Here is a 16,615-nt window from a genome sequence, read left to right on the forward strand (position 1 = left end):
GGCCGCAAGTTCAGGCGTCGCGCTTTCAGGCGTCAGCCCGCAGGCGCAACCCTCAGGCCGCGTACACCGTCGGATCGATCAACCCGGCATCGGCAAAGCCCTGTTTGCGCAGGCGGCAGCTGTCGCACAGGCCGCAGGCGCGACCATCGGGCGAAGGATCATAGCACGACCAGCTCATGCCCGGATCAAGCCCCAGACGCGCCGCTTCTGCCGCGATTTCGGCCTTGCCCAGATATTGCAGCGGCGCGTGGATGGTGAACGGTTCGCCCTGGTCGCCCGCCTTGGTGGCAAGGTCCGCCAGCCGTTCGAACCCGGCAATGAAATCTGGCCTGCAATCGGGATAGCCCGAATAGTCGAGCGCATTCACCCCGATGAAAATGTCGCGCGCACCCAGTGCTTCGGCCCAGCCGAGTGTCAGCGACAGGAAAATCAGGTTGCGCGCGGGCACATAGGTAACCGGAATATCCGCACCGACCCCGGTCTTGGGCACCGCGATATCGTCGGTCAGCGCCGACCCGCCGAACTGGCGCAGGTCCAGTGGCAGCACGATGTGCCGCACCGCGCCGATATGCGCAGCGATCTTCCTTGCGGCTTCGATCTCGACCCGGTGGCGCTGGTTGTAGTCGATCGTCAGCGCGGCGACAGCAAAGCCCTGTTCCCTGGCCCGCGCCGCGGACACCATGGAATCGAGGCCGCCTGAAAGCAGCACGACGGCGGTTTTCTGGGGTTCGGTCATGTCCACGCGCATATTGCGCTGCGGCATGACGGGCAATTCAAAAAATCGGGCCGCGCGGACATGTCCGGCGGCCCAGTGAGGTCTTCACGACCTGAATGGAGGAAAGCGTACCGAATCCGGCACGCCACCGTCATAACCCGATGATGGTTAAGAAAAGGTGCAAGCCCGCCAGCGATCAGCCGGCACAGGCCCCGGCATAGCGTGCCTCCAGCGCGAAGGCGAAGGGCGAGTTCTGCGCGATCCCCTGAGAATCGATCTGCACCAGGCCGCGACCTTCATATTTGATCGTGGTGCGGCCCGATCCGCCACCTGGGCAGCGATAGGTCACGGTGACCTCATCGGGCTCGTCAGAGACGACGAAGCGGCTGCACTGCTGGTCGCGATGCCGCAATTGCAGCAGCTTGCGCGCATCGCGTACGCACAGTTTGTCGGAAGCATCGGCGCTCCCGCGTTCCTTGAGGTTCCAGAGCCCGGGCTGCAGCTTGTTCAGCATGGCAAGCTCCGGCGCATCGGCGGGGGCCGAAAAAGCAGCCAGGCCCAGCGCGCAAAGCGGCAGGGCAAGCCATTTGAGGCGGACGGGGGAGATAGTCATGCGGGTTAACCCTATCGTTGGATCCTGCCGTTCAGCGCAGCAGGCACATTCAATGGCGTGCGACCCAATTCAGGTTTCTTGCCCCAGGCAATATCTGTGCATTACGCGAAGATGATGGCGAAATCATTCGGTAATTATGGCGGGTTTGGGGCCCTGCCGTACCAAATTCAGCCAGGCGTCGGCGGCTCGATATGGAAGATGCGCGAGCAAAACGCGCAATCGACAGCGATCGTCCCGGTATCGCCGACCATCTCGGCCTGCTCCTCGGGCGGAAAACGACCGATGACATCGCGGATATGCTCGATATTGCAGCGGCAACCCTTGACCAGCGGCGCACCATCCACGGCGCGCACCTCGTCCTCCTCGTGGAACAGCCGCCACAGGATGTCGCGTCCGCTCAAGCCCGGGTCGAGCATCTCGCCATGGCTCAATGTGCCTGCCAGGATCGAGACATGCTCCCATTGCGGATGGTCGAGCCGCACGTGCAGCCGCTCGCGCCCTTCCTCGCCTTCGGGAAGGTGCTGCACCAGAAAGCCCGCGCTGCGGCAGCCGGTGGCATCGCTCTCGATGGCGATGCGGATCATCGTCGGTACCTGTTCGGACTGGGTGAAATAGCTCTCGCACGCCTGGGCCAGCGAATCCCCGTCGAGCGGGACGATGCCCTGATAGCGGCCCTTGCCGAAGCTCTGGTCGAAGGTCAGCGCGAGATAGCCCTTGCCGAACAGCGCAAACAGCGACGGGTTGGCACCCAGCCGCGCCAGCCGTTCGGCATCGAAGCGCACATGACCGCGCAGTTCGCCGCCGCGATAATCGACGACCAGCAGTTCCACAATGCCGCCCTCGGTTTGCGCCTGGATGGTGACCTGGCCGCCATCCTGCTTCATCAGCGATCCGATCAGCGCGGCGATGGTGATCGCTTCGGCCAGCACCAGCTTGATGCAGGTGGGATAGTCATGCGCGGCAAGGATTTCGCGCAAGACGCTGTCCAGCCGCACAAACCGCCCGCGCGCATCCTGGCCGGGAAGGGTGAAATGGACGGGCGGAGTGTCGAAAACGGTGCTCATGGCGGGCTATATGGTGCGGGTAAGCGGCGGCGTCAAACCTGGGTTCTGATTGCCCGCCATCGCGGGCCGGCGAATGAGGGGCATACCATTGCAACACGCCCCCTTGTCGGCTCAGCCTGAGCGGGGGGTGAGGGCATTACCCGGTCGGAAGCCAGAACTTGCCAATTTGCAAACGAGCCCTTTGCAACCCTCAGTTCAGGTTCAAGGATCCGTTCGCCACCTGCCCCAGCGCGCCAAGGGCTTCGAGCGCATCGTTCGAATTGCCGTCTGCAAGCGTCATGATCTGCATCATCACGGCGGGCGAGGCTCCAAGCTCGCCTGCGAGCTTGAAGAAGAGGGGCTGGCTCCACTGCTCGCCAGAACGCACCGCAGCGAACATGGCGCGGTTGAGATCGGCAAGCCCGGGCTTGCCGGCGCGCCGCAAGTCCTGATCGATCGAGAGCCACATGATCAGCCCGCATTGATATTGCAGATCGAACTTACCTTCGGCCGACGCCTTGCTCAGCGTTGTCGTGGCGAGACCGGTGGCGCAGGCCTTTTCGGCCTCCTCTTTGCGCTTCAGCACATAGGCTCGCTCTGCCGGACCGCGCCCAACCATCGCCAGCGCGGCCATGGCATCGGCGCCGCCTTCATGCATCCAGCCAAAACGATCATCGCCGACCAGCTTGCCGGATTTGTCCTGCTGGTACAGGTGAGCGGCTTCATGCGCGAAGAACCATTCCAGCCACAGCGGACTGTCCGCGAGCATCCGTTTCTTGGCGTCCTCTCCGTCGAAGTGCATGAAGATCTGCCTTGGCAGGGTACCGCCCTGGCTCGAGATCCGGCCATCCTTTTCCGGCTCATCGTCAATGGAGACGTAGAGTTCCGGTTTGAAGGACAGCGGTCCGTAGATCGCGGCAAGATCCTGCATGGATTGGGGCAGCGAGCGGTCGAGGTGCTCACGCGCCGCAACCGGAAGACCAGGGTCGATGATCGCCACGAAACCATCGGCGTCCACCGGCTTCAGCGTACCTATGAATATGCTGGTTCCCTCGTCCCGGCTGACGAACTGATCGCGGTCCGCGCTGCGGCGGCCTTCGACACCGACGATCTCGCCGGGCGAACTAATGCGGATGGGAAGGGGCCCTGGCTGCTCGCATGGCGCGGTCGCACAGGCGTGAAACTGCCCGGAATAGACAAGAGCGCCGCCTTCGCTGAAGGGCGAGAAGGGCGCGTAGCTCTTGGGCAGGGCGCGATAGTCGATGGCGATCCTGAACGCGACCTGCCGGAACGGGCGCCCGTCCGTGCGTTCGATCCGTTCGCCTTCGCCCTCCTTTACCCACCGAAATGCGCCGTCCATTGGTTTCCATGCTTCGGCGCGATAACCGCCAAGCTCCTGCGGGAAATGGAGCGCCGTGGTCGCCTGGCGGAGGCGATAGTTCGCCGTCACCTGCCGGTCTGCAGAGCGGGTCAGATCGAGCGATACCGGCTGCGGGGAGCCAGGCGTGCCCATCCCGGTCGCGCAGCCCGCCAAAGCGAGCGCCAGAAGCGAACTTACGGCAAGCGTAGGACAGGACGACTGCATATCAATTCCCTGAATGCTCGGTCCTGGGCGACATCTGCAGTTCCGGAGCAGCGTCGCAAACCCGCCCTTTGCCTGCGCACCCAGTTCAAATCATGCTAGCACGGCCTGCCATCACGCCGAAGCCGCCAATACGCTAGCGGGGAATTTACCCCGTATATCGCCCCGCCGTCTCGCGGATCAGCGCGATCATGTTGGGAATGCCCTGGGTGCGGTTGGAGGAGAGCTGGTTCTTCAGATCGAATGGGGCGAGCGCGCCCTCGATGTCGGCGCTGGCGACATCGCCCGGCGTCTTGTCCTGCACGGTGAGCAGGACGAGTGCGATAATGCCCTTGGTGATGGCCGCGTTGCTGTCAGCGAGGAAGTGCAAGGTGCCGTCGTCGGTGCGGGTGGGATAGACCCAGACGGAGGCGGAGCAGCCGCGGACGAGAGTCGCGTCGGTCTTCAGCGCATCGGGCATCGCATCGAGTGTTTTGCCGAGGTCGATGATCAGCCGATAGCGGTCATCGGCGTCCAGAAATTCATATTCTTCGGCCAGATCGGCAATGCTGGGGGCTGCTGTCGTCATGGCCGGGCAGATAGCGATGCGGCGGGGCAAAGTCACCCCGCCGCACCGCGATAATTACAGCTCCACTCCGGCCGCGATCGCTTCCAGCTTGCGGATGCGTTCCTTGAGGTCCGCAATCTCGATGCGCGAATGGGTGGAAGGCGATCCGCCATCGTGCATCGGTGCGTGCGATTCGATCTCGTGGCGCTTGAATGCCAGCCAATCGCGCCAGCCGCGCAATGCGGTGGAGGAGACCAGTGCAATGGCCAGCAAGGCACTGGTTGCCACAGTCATGTAGAGATAGGCGCTTTCCATGATATTACCCTTTACGGCCCCCGCCGCCCGGTGGATGGTTCATGCGCCGCGTCAGCGGTCGCGCAGTTTCTCGATTTCAAGGCTGAGGTCGCTCGACTGGCGCTGATCGGTGATGACACGCTCCAGCACTTGGACGCGCTCCTTCAGCGCACGGACGTCCTCGCGCAGACGCTGGGTCTCGGCGGTATCAACCGGAACGGCCAGCGTTTCCTTGCCTGTGCCGTCTTCCAATATGCCGTGCTTGGCGCGGTAACGGGTCTTCAGCACGTTGGCGACCATCACGATCAGCACTATGCCGATCACCATTTCAAACGGGTTCATCTGCGTTTTCCTTCAACGTCTCTCTTGTTCAGCTCAGCTGCTTGGTGCGCAGATCCTCGATCTGCTGGGCCAGGTCGTCGCGGCCGCGACCGTCAGTGATGATGCGCTCCAGCGTGCGGACCCGCTGTTCCAGCTTGTCGTTGACCGGTGGACGTTCCAGTGCGCGGGCCTTGGTCAGCTCGATTTCCAGTTCCAACGTCTTGCGCTTGTGGTGGGTCCAGATGGCCAGCCCGCCAATGGCGAACGGTGCAATCGGGATGAGAGCGAAGATAAAGTCGAAGTCGAACATGGATGTGCCCCCAGGAGTAAAAGTGTCAGTTAGCCCGCTTGTCGCGCAGGGCCTCGATTTCGTGCGTCAGGCGGTGCGCGTCATCGGTGACGATGCGTTCGACATTGCCCAGACGGTCCTTGATCGATCCCAGTTCGGCGCGCAGCTGCGCATTTTCCTGGCTCAGCAGCTTGATCCGCTCGACCGATTCCTGATCGGTCTTGGGATAGACCGGCTTGCCCCAGCTGTTTTCCAGCGGATAGCCGTTCCTGATCCGCATCCAGGTGGTGAGTACCCAGCCTGCGGTGATCGCGATGAACGGGATCGCAAGGGCGGGCGCAAGCGCTTGTATCATTGCAACCTTGTCCATCACGCGGGGTCCTTTTCGATGCGCAGGCGTTCGATTTCATCGGCCAGCCGGACGCTGGAACTGTTGGCGTCGGTGGCAATGCGTTCCAGCACTGCGATCCGCTCTTCCAGTCTTCCGATCTTGCCGACCAGTTGCTCGTTTTCATTGGTGAGCAGCGATATTTTTCGATCAGCGTCGGGATCGCTTCGTTCAATGACTTTGCCAGTCCACTGATCTTCCAGCGGATACCCATGCTTGGCCCGGATCCAGGTCGTGATGACCCAGGCACCCATGGACAGCATGATGATCGAAAGGACGAAACCCGGTCCACCCCAGCTCATGATATTCTCCTGATACCTTGTTGTTTTAGGTGCCGCGTGTCAGCGCAGGCTTTCGATCTCGTCGGCCAGCCGCGTGTTCTTGGCGGTGTAGAACAGCTCCACATCAGCCAGGCGACGGTCGATTTCGCGGAACCGGGCCTTGACGTCGCGGGCGGTGCGGGTCGGGGACTGGCGCACACCCTGCCAGAATTTCTGGTCCTGATCGTCGGTATAGAGGTGCGAAGGCTTTTTCTCGGCGAACATGCCCATCAGGAAATAGCCCACCAGCGCCCAGCCGGTCATCAGCGTGACGAGAACGGTGGCAACGCGGATCCAGACCACATCGATACCGGTATAGTCGGCGATTCCGGCGCACACGCCCATGAACTTGCCGTTCTGCTTGTCGCGATAGAACTTGGTCTTGCGCGGGGCAGGGGCGTCATATTTGTACTTGTCCAGCCGGCTCATTTCCTCACCCTTTCCTTCAGCATGCGCTCGACCTGCTCCAGGCCGTAGTCGTCTTGGTCATCAGAGCTGGTCAGCCGCGCCGGGCGCCAGTCAGGATTGTCGGCCGAAATGATCCGCTCGACGGTGTCCATGCGATCATCCAGGCGGCGTGCCATCGCATGCAGTTCTTCCAGCAGCGTTTCGTCCGACGTCGTCAGCGTCGCTGCGGTCTTCCATTTGGTTATGTAGTGAAAGATCAGCCACGGCAGCCCGATGAACAGCATGCCGACGACGAAGATGGGGACCAGAATGTCTTCCATTGTCTCAACCCTCCTTCTTCAGCGCGCGCTTCATGGCTTCGAGCTCCTCGTCCACCTTGTCGCTATCGGCCAGGGCGGCGAATTCGTCGTCCAGGCTGCGCTGGCCCAGCACCTTGCGCTCGTCCTCGGCCATGCCCAGTGCATCGGCGCGGCCTTCGGCCATGTCGACGCGGCGCTCGAGCAGGTCGAAGCGGCTGAATGCCTCGCGGACCTTGTCGCCATTGTACATGGTGCGCAGCTTGACGCGGTTTTCGGCGCTTTCCAGGCGGCTCATGATGTTGTTCTGGCGCATCCGGGCCTCGCGCAGCTTGGCCTGCAGCTTGGCGATATCCTGTTCCGAAGCGCGCAGCGCATCATCCAGCACCGCGATTTCGACATTGAGCTGATCGGCCATATCGGCAGCCTTTTTCTTTTCCAGCAGCGCGGCGCGGGCCAGGTCTTCGCGGTTCTTGGACAGCGCCAGTTCGGCCTTTTCGGTCCAGTCCGCCTGAAGCTGCTCCAGCTTGCTGACGTGCCGCTTCATTTCCTTCTGGTCCGCGATGGTGCGGGCGGCAGAGGCGCGGACTTCGACCAGCGTCTCTTCCATTTCCAGGATGATCATGCGGATCATCTTTGCCGGGTCTTCGGCCTTGTCGAGCAGTTCGGTAACATTCGCTGCGATGATGTCGCGGGTGCGAGAGAAAATTCCCATGGCCAAAACTCCGTTTCGTAAATTCAGGCGGACTGGATCCTTGTCCACCTTACCCCCTTTTGCAGTTCAGTGGAAAGTGATTGGCCGGGACGGGGCAAGGGGGGGTAAGCGTCCCGGCCAAATCCGTCAGGCAAGGTACCGGACGGAAACGATGGAGCGAGCATCTCCGTTGTGGTGAACGGGCGAGGCGGCGGCCTCGATGCTGGCAAAGGCGGTCAGAAACAGCGTGGTGATCAGCGCCAGCGCGGCGACCGTGGTGACCAGCGTGGACTTGAGGACATTGTCCTGATCCTGGCTGTTCGCGTTCGAAGCATTGGTGGTTTTCACTGTCTTTCTCCCTAGAACCGCTTTGTGTCGGTGTTGTCCCATGCATTGCAGAGAGCGTGCCAAACTGAAAAACCATTATATATCAAGTGTTTGGAAAATTCGATGAACGCGACCGTTGGTTAGGATTGCCATGAGTTGGGATTTTGCACTATCTCTTGGCGCATGGAACGGGGCAGTCAGTTCATCGGGGAGTCGGGGGCGTTTCTGGACGCGGTCGAACGCGCCAGCCGCGCGGCGATGCTCAACCGTCCGGTGCTGGTCATCGGCGAGCGCGGGACGGGCAAGGAGCTGATCGCAGAGCGCCTGCATCGCCTGTCCTCGCGATGGGACGGCCCGCTGATCACCTTGAACTGCGCCGCATTGCCCGAAACGCTGATCGAAGCCGAATTGTTCGGCCACGAGGCAGGCGCGTTTACCGGCGCGACCCGTGCACGCCAGGGCCGGTTCGAGGAAGCCGATGGCGGCACGCTGTTCCTCGACGAACTGGCGACATTGAGCATGGGCGCGCAGGAGCGCCTGCTGCGCGCGGTCGAATATGGCGAGGTGACGCGCATCGGCTCCTCGCGCTCGATCAAGGTCGATGTGCGCATCGTCGCGGCGACCAACGAGCATCTGCCCGATCTGGTCGACAATGGCCGCTTCCGCGCCGACCTTCTCGACCGGCTGTCCTTTGAGGTTGTCACACTGCCGCCGCTGCGCGCGCGCGAAGGCGACGTCATGGTGCTGGCCGATTTCTTCGGGCGGCGCATGGCGGCCGAGCTCGATTGGGACCGCTGGCCCGGTTTCGGGGTGATGGCGACCGATGCGATGAAGCGGCACAGCTGGCCCGGCAATGTCCGCGAGTTGCGCAATGTCGTCGAACGCGCGGTCTATCGCTGGGACGATTTCGAGCGCCCGGTCGATCATATCGTGTTCGATCCTTTCGAATCGCCGTGGAAACCGAGGGCCGCGGCGCGCTCTTCGGCGCAGGCCGACGCCTCGCCGTGCGACGAGGTGATCGATGCCGCGCTGTCCGATCCCGGCGTGCGTGCGACGCTCGACCAGACGATGAACTTCGATGCAGTCGACGATCTTCGCGGTGCCGTCGACGCGCATGAAAAGCGCATCCTTCAGGCAGCTCTGGCCCGCCACCGCTACAACCAGCGCCAGACCGCCAAGGCGCTGGGCCTCAGCTATGACCAGCTGCGCCATTGCCTGAAAAAGCACGATTTGCTGGGGTGAAAAGGCTGGACGTCAGCGCGTGCGGCTGAAATGGGGAGCGGATGAAACTTGCCCGCTTCGATCCCGCCGCCTTCCTCGCCAGCCACTGGCAGCAGGCCGCTTTGCAAATTCGCAATCCCTGGGATGCATGGCAATGTCCGATCGAGCCTGACGAACTGGCGGGGCTGGCCTGCGAGCCGGAGGTGGAATCGCGGCTGGTCGAGCAGTCCGGCCCGGAAATCTGGGCTTTGGAGCAGGGTCCGTTCGATGCGGAACGCTTTGCCGCACTCGGCGCGAAGCCCTGGACGCTGCTGGTGCAGGCTGTCGATCATCATGTGCCCGAGGTCGCCCAACTGCTTTCGCAGTTTCGCTTCATCCCCAATTGGCGGATCGATGATGTCATGGTCAGCTTTGCCAGCACCGGCGGCGGGGTGGGGCCGCATTTCGATCAATATGACGTCTTCCTCATCCAGGGACGCGGGCACAGGCGCTGGCGCATCGGGCAGCGATGCGATGACACTACCCCATTGCGCGCGCACGCGGATTTGAAGCTGCTGGCGGACTTCGAAGAGCGGGCGGTGTACGATCTAGGCCCGGGTGACATCCTCTATGTGCCGCCTGGCGTGGCGCATGATGGGGTCGCGCTGGACGATGACTGCATGACGCTGTCGATCGGCTTTCGTGCGCCGTCGCGCGCGGAGCTGATCACAGGCTGGAGCGACCATGTGCTCGACGAACTCGGCGAAGATGATCGCTATGGCGACCCCATGTTACCGTTACAAGACCAGCCCGGAGAGATCACGGAAGCGGCTCTGGCGAGGTTGCAAGCCATGGTGCTCGAAAGACTGGCCGATCGCGCCGGATTCGCCCGCTGGTTCGCCGCTTTCAACAGTGCGCCCAAATATCCGGACATGGATTGGAGCTCTGAAGAGCCTTTGACCCTCGAAGAAGTGCGGGAGGCTGCTCAGGGTGGGACGGTACTTCGCAACTTTGCAAGTCGTTTCGTTTTTGTCCGTGAGAACGACGCTGTGCTGCTGTTTGTCGATGGCGAGATGCGCGAATGCCGCGGGCCTGCTGCGCGATTTGCCGAGGCACTGTGTGCGAAGCATGAGATTGCGCTGGGCGAGATCGATGACGATATGCTTGCGTTATTGCTCGACCTCGCCAATCGCGGGGCGATTGCCTTTGCGGGCGAGGATTGAGCGACGCAGCTAGCGTATGTCTACGCAGCGCCACTGGCCGGGATCCAGGTCTTGCAGCGTCCAGTCGCCCACCTGCCAGCGCACCAGCCGCAGCGTCGGAAAGCCGACAGCTGCGGTCATGCGACGCACCTGACGGTTCCTGCCCTCGCGCAAGGTCAGAGCGATCCAGCCGTCGGGTACGCTCTTGCGGAAGCGCACCGGCGGGTCGCGCGGCCATAGATCCGGCTCGGCCAGGCGCTGGGCGAGGGCTGGGCGCGTGATGCCGTCCTTGAGCAGCACGCCGCTTCGCAACTTTGCAAGCGCCTCTTCGGTGATGCTGCCTTCGACCTGGGTCCAATAGGTCTTGGGCAGCTTGTGCCGGGGATCGGCGATGCGGGCCTGCAACCGCCCGTCATCGGTGAGCAGCACCAGCCCTTCGCTGTCCTGATCGAGCCTCCCTGCCGGGTAGACGCCGGGCACATCGATAAAATCGGCGAGCGTCGGCCGCGATCCATCGCCGCTGAACTGGCAGATCACGCCATAGGGTTTGTTGAACAGGATCAGCCGGGGCAAGGGAAGGACACTTTCTGCGCGCCATGGGTGGCATTGTCGTGCAAGGCTTGGCACAGGGGAGCATCGAACAACAACCCCAATAGAGAGAGGCCCGAACATGACGCTTCCGTCAACCTATCTGCAGATGATCTCCACCGTCAGCGCCGAAGGCGAACTGGTGATGGAACTTGCCGAAAAGCCGATGCCCGAGCTGGGCGACGACGATGTGCTGGTCCGGGTCGAGGCGACTCCGATCAACCCGTCCGACCAGGGCGTGATGTTCGGTTGGGCCAGCATGGGCCAGGCCACGAGCGCAGGCGAAGGCAAGCAGACGAAGCTGTCCGCTCCCGTCTCGCCGCAGGGCATGGGCGTGATGAAGGCGCGCATCGGCCAGGCGCTGACCGTGGGTAATGAAGGCGCGGGCACCGTCGTCGCCGCCGGGGCGGGTGATTATGCGCAAAGCCTGATGGGCAAGGTCGTCGCGGTGATGGGTGGCGGCATGTATGCCGAATATCGCAAGGCCCCGGCGATGATGTGCCTGGTGCTGAAGGATGGCCACACCGCGCGCGATGGCGCTTCGTGCTTCGTCAACCCGCTGACCGCGCTGTCGATGGTCGAGACGATGCGGATGGAAGGCCACAGTGCGCTGGTCCACACCGCTGCGGCGTCGAACCTGGGCCAGATGCTGAACCGCATCTGCGCGGCCGATGGCGTCGAACTGGTCAATGTCGTGCGCAAGCCCGAACAGGCCGATCTGCTGCGCGGCATAGGCGCGAAGCATATCATCGATTCGAGCAGCGACACCTTCATGGCCGACCTGACGGACGCGATCCACGCCACCGGCGCGACGCTGGCCTTTGACGCGACGGGTGGCGGCAACCTTGCCTCGAACATCCTGACCGCAATGGAAGGTGCCGCTGCGCGCACGCCCGGCGCTTACAGCATCTATGGTTCGGTCCATCACAAGCAGGTGTATCTGTACGGCGGCCTCGATACGTCGCCGACCGTGCTGAGCCGTGGCTATGGCATGGCCTGGGGCGTGGGCGGCTGGCTGCTCCCCAATTTCCTCGCCAAGGCAGGCGCGGAAGTTGCGATGCGGTTGCGCGCCCGGGTGGCCGATGAGCTCAAGACCACCTTTGCAAGCCATTATACCGACGAGCTTTCGCTGGGAGAGGCGCTGCAGGCCGATGTCGTCAAGCGCTATTATGCCAAGGCAACGGGCGAAAAGTTCCTGATCTGCCCGCAGAAATAAGCGCTTTTCGGGTGGGCGGGCAGGGGATCGTTCCTTGCGCGCCCGCCCGCATTTCCCATATCGCATGGACGACGCAGGTGTTCACCCAACCCTGCTGCAAGATGAACAAGCTTCCCACGGACCGTTCAGTTTCACTCCCTTAAATATGAACATAACGGATGGCGAATCGGCGCTGTCCCGGTCTCTAGGGAGACAGATTATGAAGAAGTTCATTCTTGCTGCTGCCGCTGCCGGTGCAGTCACCCTCTCGGCCGCTCCGGCCATGGCAGCCCCTCTCGCCAGCTACGCGCCCAGCGCCGAGGCTGCCTATGGCGTCGATTATCGCGCCCCCATCGCGCATCAGTGGCGCGGCTATGACGACGACTGGGGTCGTCGGGGTTACGATCGTGGCTATGGCCGCGATGGCCGTGACGGTCGCTGGGATGATCGCTACGACCGCCGGTTTGATCGTCGTCAGGCGCGTGGCTGGAACGGCCAGTCCTGGCGCGGCAATGACGGCCGCTACTATTGCCGCCGCGACAACGGCACCACCGGTCTGCTGATCGGCGGCGCAGCTGGTGCCCTGGCTGGCAGCGAGATTGCCGGACGCGGTGACCGCACCGCAGGCGCGGTTATCGGAGGTATTGCCGGCGCGCTGCTGGGGCGTTCGATCGACCGCAACGATGGCAACCGCTATAGCTGCCGCTAATATCGCCTGATCCGCCGTTGATGGGCGGGTCGGCATCCAAGACCCCTCTCGCCCTTCGGCGGGAGGGGTTTCTTGCGCCCGGGCGCAGGGCGCTTGCCAAGCGGTGGAGCGCTGCCTATCCCGGCATTCCTCAACGAGGCGAAGGGAGCGGCGCGATGATCAATGGACCCATATTGGTAACGCAGCGGCTGATCCTCCGCCCGCCCGGCCCCGAAGATTTCGAGCCCTGGGCCGAATTCTGCGCCGATGAAGAGACGATGCGCTTTCTGGGCGGCGTCCAGCCGCGCGCCGTCGCCTGGCGCGGCCTGTGTTCCATGGCTGGCGCATGGCATATTCGCGGCTATGCGATGTTCTCGCTGATCACCCGCGATACCGGCGAATGGATCGGGCGCATCGGCCCCTGGTATCCGGATGGCTGGCCGGGGCAGGAGGTCGGCTGGGGCGTGCTGCGCAGCCATGCGGGCAAGGGCTATGCGTTGGAAGCCGCGGTCGCGACGATCGATTATGCCTTCGACCTGCTCGGCTGGGAAACGGTGATTCACACGATCGATCCGGACAACAAGGCCTCGATTGCGCTGGCGGAGCGGCTAGGCTCATACAATCAGGGGCCGACCCGATTGCCGGAACCCTATCAGGATTCGCCGGTGGACTGTTACGGCCAGACCAAGGCCGAGTGGCAGGAGAACCGGAAGAAATTTGTCCGGTTCTGAAACGACTTAGCCGAAATTCCCGTTTTGGGACGGGCAAGATCGAGAAAGCCGCGCGGTTAACCCTCTTTCGACAGGACAGTTTCGCTGTTCGCGGGGCATGGCTAACGTAACGCTAACGCCTTCTCTGGCATGGGAAGGCATATAGCCGATCTATCGAGGATATCAGCCATGGCCCGACTTTCCTTCGCGATGACGCGCAACCTGCTGGCGCTGGGCGGTGCCGCGCTGGCGCTCGCAGCCTGCCAGAATGCCGACGACAAGGCAGCGCAGAACGAGGACGCGGCATTGCTGGCCGATGCCGCCGACCCCGCGATGAAGGGTGCGCTGGAGGACCAGATCCTGGTCGATCCCGATCTGGTCGATAAATCCAACCGCAACGCCGTGCTCGGTGAAGGCAGCGACGGATCTGTGCCGTCCGCCGGCGTGCCCAAGGGTCAGCTGGCCGCTGTCGAAAAGGCCGCTACGGCTGCCATCGGCCCGCGCGGTTTGATGAAGGCACCCCAGCCGACCAAGGTCGCAGCCGAAGAGTGCAAGGATTGCAACCAGGGCAGCACCCTGGGGGCCAAGGCGGCGCAGCAGAATGGCGTGTGCCAGGGCAAGCTCGACTATGCGCTGGGCTGGGCGAGCCGCATGCCTGCCGATTTCGCGGTCTATCCGCGCGGCAATGTCAAGGAAGCCGCTGGCGTCGACAGCGGCCAGTGCAACATCCGCGTGGTCAATTTCACCACGCCGGCAGCACTGAAGAACGTCGTCGATTTCTATTATACCAAGGCGCGGCGCGGCGGTTATTCGGCCGAATATCAGCTGCGCGGCGAAGACCATGTCCTGGGCGGCACCAAGGGCAATGCGGCCTATGTGCTGTTCCTCAAGCCCATGGCCAATGGCGGGACCGAGGTCGATATCGTCGCCAATGGCGGCCGCTGATCGCGCCTAGAAGCCGTAGACGATCGTGAGCCGGCTGGTGGTATCGGTCGGCGCGCGGCCCAGCGCCGGGTTCGATTCATACTGCACGGTATAGGACAGGCGCGCCTTGAGCTTGCCGATCAGCTGCGAATCGATCGCGGCGACCGAAAACAGCGTGCTGCGCTGTTCATCGACATAGGCACTGGCGGCTTCGGTGATCTGGATCGTCGGCGTCAGCTTCAGCTTGATGTCGACCGAGGCGAGTCCGGCCAGCACCGATTCGTCCATCCCTGTCACCAGCCGGGTAAAGCGCCAGGCTGGACCGGCCTTGACGCTCATCTGCGCATTCTCGCCGGTCAGCAGGCTGTATCCGACACCGCCCGACAGGCTGTAGCGCGCGTGGAACCCCTGGAACCGGTCCTGTTCATATTGCCCCAGGCCGTAGACATAGCCGCGCTGGTTGAACTTGTAGTTGGGCTCGGCGCTGACGCGATATTGCTCGCGCACCACCACATTGCTGGTTTCCTGATAATCCGCGCGCCCCAGCAGGCCGAGACGCCAGTCCTCGCCCTCGACCGTCAGCTTGAGTCCGGCGGCGAGGCCGATGCCCGGTGCGTTGCCGGTGGTGGTGAAGGCACCCAGCTCGCCTTCGCCTGAATATTTGACGGCGGCAGCCTGTTCCACCTTGGCCTGTTCGGTCTTCGTGTCTGCCTGCGCGGTGACGACCGGGGCGGCGGCGGGAGCAGGCGAAGGTGCCGGCGTGGGGGCAGGCGTTGCGCTGGCGTTGCGGAATTCCGCGACCTGCGCATCGATCGCTTCGGCGGTCTGAGGATGTGCCTGCTTGGCATAGCGGACCACGGCGTCCAGCCCGGCAGCATCGCCCGAGCGCAGCGCGGCATCGATCATCTTGGTGACGGCTTCCGGCGCTTGCGCGGCCAGCGGCGTGGCAGCAAAGGTTGCCAGCATCATGGCAAAGGGCAGGGCGCTGCGGAACAGCATCAGGGCTAACCTCCCATCGATGAAACGAGGGGGCAGCCTAGATGAGTGGACGGAACTCTTCCACCACCGCGCGGTACAACCGTCGCTTGAATGGCACGATCAGTCCCTCAAGACTGTCGGGATCGGCCCAGCGCCAGGTGCGGAATTCCTGGTGATCGGTCTCGATATTGATGTCTGCATCGGTGCCCATGAAGCGCATCAGGAACCACATCTGGCGCTGGCCGCGATATTTGCCGCCCCAGATCTTGCCCATCAACTCGGGCGGCAGGTCATAGAGATGCTCGTCGCGCGACCGGGCGATGACTTCGGCCAGGTGCGGCGCGATGCCGGTTTCCTCGCCCAGCTCGCGATAGGCGGCCTGTTCCGGGTCCTCGCCCGGATCGATGCCACCCTGCGGCATCTGCCAGGCCTCGACGGTGCTGTCGAGCCGCTGGCCGACGAAGACCTTGCCGTCCTGATTGACCAGCATGATGCCCGCGCAGGGGCGATAAGGGAGGCTGTCAAATTCACTCATGCCTTTGGCCTTAGCTTTCAGGGGGCCGAAAAGGCAATGGAGCAATCGTCCGATACGGTTTTGCCCCGACAAAATGCGATGGAGCGAAAGCGGCTCATCATTGCCAGGACCAGCGCATCGCCGACCGGCTCTTCGCGCGGGCCAAAGGATTCGCCGCGCTCGGCATATTGCAAGACCGCGACATTCTCGTCGTCACGCAGCAGCAGTGCCAGAAACTGCTCGCCGCGCCCGGTGCGCGCTCCCGGATATCCGCCCGCTGCCGTCGAGCCGCAGCCATTGCTCGACAGGTTATATTCTGTCCCGTCGGCCATCCTGCCGCTGGCAATCACGCGGGAGAAGTTCGCAACTTCACAACCCTTTGCGGTGTTGAAGAAGCGCTGCTGCATGTCTGCGGTCGAGACTGGCGCGGTGCCTGCGCCCTTGAACGCGGAGAAGGTGATCATCCGCGTCCAGTTGTCCATCGTCTCACCCTGCGGCACGAATTCCATGATCAGCTGGCGGTCGTTTCTGGCTTCATAGGCGGGTTCGAACGTGGCGAACACCTGAAAGCGGACTTCGCGTTCGAACACCGGAGCAGAGAAGGTGCAGCAGCTGTCCGGATCGCTCGCGCGCTGCTTGCGATAGGCGGCGATCACGCCTGCAAAGTCGGGGGCGTTGCGAACTTGTGAAGGTGATTGCGCCTCAGCTGGGCCGGGCACGGCAAGGGTGAGCAGCGCCGCCGCTGCGCCACCTGTTGCCGTTGCCCAGGCCTGCGCCAT

Annotated in this window: 24 protein-coding genes; 6 read left to right on the plus strand and 18 right to left on the minus strand. The window is 63.1% G+C overall.

Annotation, left to right across the window (positions count from 1 at the left end; translation table 11 throughout):
- Window positions 1-52: 52 nt before the first annotated feature.
- From queC to OU999_02885, 14 genes are all read right to left on the minus strand, one after another.
- On the minus strand, window positions 53-736 hold the full coding sequence (queC, locus tag OU999_02820; protein WAC24143.1) for a 7-cyano-7-deazaguanine synthase QueC: 684 nt from the start codon (window positions 734-736) through the stop codon (window positions 53-55).
- A 175-nt stretch (window positions 737-911) separates the two neighbouring features.
- A complete protein-coding gene (locus OU999_02825) occupies window positions 912-1,328 on the minus strand; it encodes a hypothetical protein (GenBank protein WAC24144.1) in 417 nt (138 codons plus the stop codon).
- 167 nt (window positions 1,329-1,495) lie between these two features.
- Complete coding sequence (locus tag OU999_02830) at window positions 1,496-2,392, minus strand: Hsp33 family molecular chaperone HslO (GenBank protein WAC24145.1); 897 nt, start codon at window positions 2,390-2,392, stop codon at window positions 1,496-1,498.
- Between the two features lie 190 nt (window positions 2,393-2,582).
- Window positions 2,583-3,821, minus strand: a complete 1,239-nt coding sequence (locus OU999_02835; protein ID WAC24146.1) for a hypothetical protein — start codon at window positions 3,819-3,821, stop codon at window positions 2,583-2,585.
- Window positions 3,822-4,101: 280 nt separating this feature from the next.
- Window positions 4,102-4,521: a SufE family protein gene (locus OU999_02840; protein WAC24147.1), complete on the minus strand. Its 420-nt coding sequence runs from the start codon at window positions 4,519-4,521 to the stop codon at window positions 4,102-4,104.
- Window positions 4,522-4,575: 54 nt separating this feature from the next.
- Window positions 4,576-4,815, minus strand: coding sequence for a hypothetical protein (locus tag OU999_02845; protein ID WAC24148.1), 240 nt, complete (start codon window positions 4,813-4,815; stop codon window positions 4,576-4,578).
- Between the two features lie 51 nt (window positions 4,816-4,866).
- Window positions 4,867-5,136 carry a hypothetical protein gene (locus tag OU999_02850; GenBank protein ID WAC24149.1) on the minus strand — a complete coding sequence of 90 codons (270 nt, stop codon included), beginning with the start codon at window positions 5,134-5,136 and terminating at the stop codon, window positions 4,867-4,869.
- A 28-nt stretch (window positions 5,137-5,164) separates the two neighbouring features.
- Window positions 5,165-5,425: a hypothetical protein gene (locus OU999_02855; protein ID WAC24150.1), complete on the minus strand. Its 261-nt coding sequence runs from the start codon at window positions 5,423-5,425 to the stop codon at window positions 5,165-5,167.
- 25 nt (window positions 5,426-5,450) lie between these two features.
- On the minus strand, window positions 5,451-5,759 hold the full coding sequence (locus OU999_02860) for a hypothetical protein (protein WAC24151.1): 309 nt from the start codon (window positions 5,757-5,759) through the stop codon (window positions 5,451-5,453).
- A 14-nt stretch (window positions 5,760-5,773) separates the two neighbouring features.
- The gene (locus OU999_02865) at window positions 5,774-6,094 is read right to left on the minus strand and encodes a hypothetical protein (GenBank protein WAC24152.1); all 321 of its coding nucleotides are present in this window, start codon (window positions 6,092-6,094) and stop codon (window positions 5,774-5,776) included.
- Window positions 6,095-6,133: 39 nt separating this feature from the next.
- A complete protein-coding gene (gene pspC / locus OU999_02870; GenBank protein ID WAC24153.1) occupies window positions 6,134-6,541 on the minus strand; it encodes an envelope stress response membrane protein PspC in 408 nt (135 codons plus the stop codon).
- On the minus strand, window positions 6,538-6,840 hold the full coding sequence (gene pspB / locus OU999_02875; GenBank protein ID WAC24154.1) for an envelope stress response membrane protein PspB: 303 nt from the start codon (window positions 6,838-6,840) through the stop codon (window positions 6,538-6,540). The genes pspC and pspB overlap by 4 nt, the downstream gene beginning before the upstream one ends.
- Window positions 6,841-6,844: 4 nt before the next feature.
- Complete coding sequence (gene pspA, locus OU999_02880) at window positions 6,845-7,531, minus strand: phage shock protein PspA (GenBank protein ID WAC24155.1); 687 nt, start codon at window positions 7,529-7,531, stop codon at window positions 6,845-6,847.
- Window positions 7,532-7,657: 126 nt separating this feature from the next.
- Window positions 7,658-7,858 carry a hypothetical protein gene (locus OU999_02885; GenBank protein WAC24156.1) on the minus strand — a complete coding sequence of 67 codons (201 nt, stop codon included), beginning with the start codon at window positions 7,856-7,858 and terminating at the stop codon, window positions 7,658-7,660.
- 162 nt (window positions 7,859-8,020) lie between these two features.
- On the opposite strand from OU999_02885, the gene pspF reads away from it, so the two are divergent.
- The gene (gene pspF, locus OU999_02890) at window positions 8,021-9,079 is read left to right on the plus strand and encodes a phage shock protein operon transcriptional activator (protein WAC24157.1); all 1,059 of its coding nucleotides are present in this window, start codon (window positions 8,021-8,023) and stop codon (window positions 9,077-9,079) included.
- A 41-nt stretch (window positions 9,080-9,120) separates the two neighbouring features.
- Window positions 9,121-10,260, plus strand: coding sequence for a cupin domain-containing protein (locus OU999_02895; protein ID WAC24158.1), 1,140 nt, complete (start codon window positions 9,121-9,123; stop codon window positions 10,258-10,260).
- Window positions 10,261-10,269: 9 nt separating this feature from the next.
- Here OU999_02895 and OU999_02900 read toward each other — a convergent pair whose 3' ends face one another.
- Window positions 10,270-10,812: a pseudouridine synthase gene (locus OU999_02900; GenBank protein ID WAC24159.1), complete on the minus strand. Its 543-nt coding sequence runs from the start codon at window positions 10,810-10,812 to the stop codon at window positions 10,270-10,272.
- A gap of 97 nt (window positions 10,813-10,909) precedes the next feature.
- Between OU999_02900 and OU999_02905 the strand changes: the two genes are divergently transcribed.
- The 4 genes from OU999_02905 to OU999_02920 all read left to right on the plus strand — a co-directional run bounded on the left by OU999_02905 (window position 10,910) and on the right by OU999_02920 (window position 14,365).
- On the plus strand, window positions 10,910-12,043 hold the full coding sequence (locus OU999_02905; protein WAC24160.1) for a zinc-binding dehydrogenase: 1,134 nt from the start codon (window positions 10,910-10,912) through the stop codon (window positions 12,041-12,043).
- A 199-nt stretch (window positions 12,044-12,242) separates the two neighbouring features.
- On the plus strand, window positions 12,243-12,731 hold the full coding sequence (locus OU999_02910; protein WAC24161.1) for a glycine zipper 2TM domain-containing protein: 489 nt from the start codon (window positions 12,243-12,245) through the stop codon (window positions 12,729-12,731).
- A 155-nt stretch (window positions 12,732-12,886) separates the two neighbouring features.
- Window positions 12,887-13,441 (plus strand): GNAT family N-acetyltransferase, encoded by a 555-nt coding sequence (locus OU999_02915; protein ID WAC24162.1) that lies wholly within the window; start codon window positions 12,887-12,889, stop codon window positions 13,439-13,441.
- Window positions 13,442-13,609: 168 nt separating this feature from the next.
- The gene (locus OU999_02920; protein WAC24163.1) at window positions 13,610-14,365 is read left to right on the plus strand and encodes a hypothetical protein; all 756 of its coding nucleotides are present in this window, start codon (window positions 13,610-13,612) and stop codon (window positions 14,363-14,365) included.
- A gap of 6 nt (window positions 14,366-14,371) precedes the next feature.
- Here the strand turns inward: OU999_02920 and OU999_02925 are convergent, their stop codons facing one another.
- The 3 genes from OU999_02925 to OU999_02935 are packed head-to-tail and all read right to left on the minus strand — an operon-like array spanning window position 14,372 to window position 16,615.
- Window positions 14,372-15,343 carry a DUF481 domain-containing protein gene (locus OU999_02925; GenBank protein ID WAC24164.1) on the minus strand — a complete coding sequence of 324 codons (972 nt, stop codon included), beginning with the start codon at window positions 15,341-15,343 and terminating at the stop codon, window positions 14,372-14,374.
- Between the two features lie 37 nt (window positions 15,344-15,380).
- The gene (locus tag OU999_02930; protein ID WAC24165.1) at window positions 15,381-15,857 is read right to left on the minus strand and encodes an RNA pyrophosphohydrolase; all 477 of its coding nucleotides are present in this window, start codon (window positions 15,855-15,857) and stop codon (window positions 15,381-15,383) included.
- A gap of 17 nt (window positions 15,858-15,874) precedes the next feature.
- Entirely contained in the window at window positions 15,875-16,615 is a 741-nt protein-coding gene (locus OU999_02935) for a hypothetical protein (GenBank protein ID WAC24166.1), read from the minus strand.

Origin of the sequence: Blastomonas sp. SL216 (genome assembly GCA_026625625.1) — a bacterium.
Lineage (GTDB): Bacteria > Pseudomonadota > Alphaproteobacteria > Sphingomonadales > Sphingomonadaceae > Blastomonas.

Excerpts from the sequence above, each read along its gene's own strand:
- OU999_02915 (WAC24162.1), top strand. The coding sequence starts at position 12,887 with ATGATCAATGGACCCATATTGGTAACGCAGCGGCTGATCCTCCGCCCG.
- OU999_02895 (WAC24158.1), top strand. The coding sequence starts at position 9,121 with ATGAAACTTGCCCGCTTCGATCCCGCCGCCTTCCTCGCCAGCCACTGG.
- OU999_02840 (WAC24147.1), bottom strand. The coding sequence starts at position 4,521 with ATGACGACAGCAGCCCCCAGCATTGCCGATCTGGCCGAAGAATATGAA.
- OU999_02850 (WAC24149.1), bottom strand. The coding sequence starts at position 5,136 with ATGAACCCGTTTGAAATGGTGATCGGCATAGTGCTGATCGTGATGGTC.
- OU999_02845 (WAC24148.1), bottom strand. The coding sequence starts at position 4,815 with ATGGAAAGCGCCTATCTCTACATGACTGTGGCAACCAGTGCCTTGCTG.
- OU999_02930 (WAC24165.1), bottom strand. The coding sequence starts at position 15,857 with ATGAGTGAATTTGACAGCCTCCCTTATCGCCCCTGCGCGGGCATCATG.
- OU999_02855 (WAC24150.1), bottom strand. The coding sequence starts at position 5,425 with ATGTTCGACTTCGACTTTATCTTCGCTCTCATCCCGATTGCACCGTTC.
- OU999_02865 (WAC24152.1), bottom strand. The coding sequence starts at position 6,094 with ATGAGCTGGGGTGGACCGGGTTTCGTCCTTTCGATCATCATGCTGTCC.
- pspB (WAC24154.1), bottom strand. The coding sequence starts at position 6,840 with ATGGAAGACATTCTGGTCCCCATCTTCGTCGTCGGCATGCTGTTCATC.
- OU999_02925 (WAC24164.1), bottom strand. The coding sequence starts at position 15,343 with ATGCTGTTCCGCAGCGCCCTGCCCTTTGCCATGATGCTGGCAACCTTT.
- OU999_02860 (WAC24151.1), bottom strand. The coding sequence starts at position 5,759 with ATGATACAAGCGCTTGCGCCCGCCCTTGCGATCCCGTTCATCGCGATC.
- pspC (WAC24153.1), bottom strand. The coding sequence starts at position 6,541 with ATGAGCCGGCTGGACAAGTACAAATATGACGCCCCTGCCCCGCGCAAG.
- OU999_02830 (WAC24145.1), bottom strand. The coding sequence starts at position 2,392 with ATGAGCACCGTTTTCGACACTCCGCCCGTCCATTTCACCCTTCCCGGC.
- queC (WAC24143.1), bottom strand. The coding sequence starts at position 736 with ATGACCGAACCCCAGAAAACCGCCGTCGTGCTGCTTTCAGGCGGCCTC.
- OU999_02910 (WAC24161.1), top strand. The coding sequence starts at position 12,243 with ATGAAGAAGTTCATTCTTGCTGCTGCCGCTGCCGGTGCAGTCACCCTC.
- pspA (WAC24155.1), bottom strand. The coding sequence starts at position 7,531 with ATGGGAATTTTCTCTCGCACCCGCGACATCATCGCAGCGAATGTTACC.
- OU999_02825 (WAC24144.1), bottom strand. The coding sequence starts at position 1,328 with ATGACTATCTCCCCCGTCCGCCTCAAATGGCTTGCCCTGCCGCTTTGC.
- OU999_02920 (WAC24163.1), top strand. The coding sequence starts at position 13,610 with ATGGCCCGACTTTCCTTCGCGATGACGCGCAACCTGCTGGCGCTGGGC.
- OU999_02905 (WAC24160.1), top strand. The coding sequence starts at position 10,910 with ATGACGCTTCCGTCAACCTATCTGCAGATGATCTCCACCGTCAGCGCC.
- pspF (WAC24157.1), top strand. The coding sequence starts at position 8,021 with ATGGAACGGGGCAGTCAGTTCATCGGGGAGTCGGGGGCGTTTCTGGAC.
- OU999_02935 (WAC24166.1), bottom strand. The coding sequence starts at position 16,615 with ATGGCGCAGGCCTGGGCAACGGCAACAGGTGGCGCAGCGGCGGCGCTG.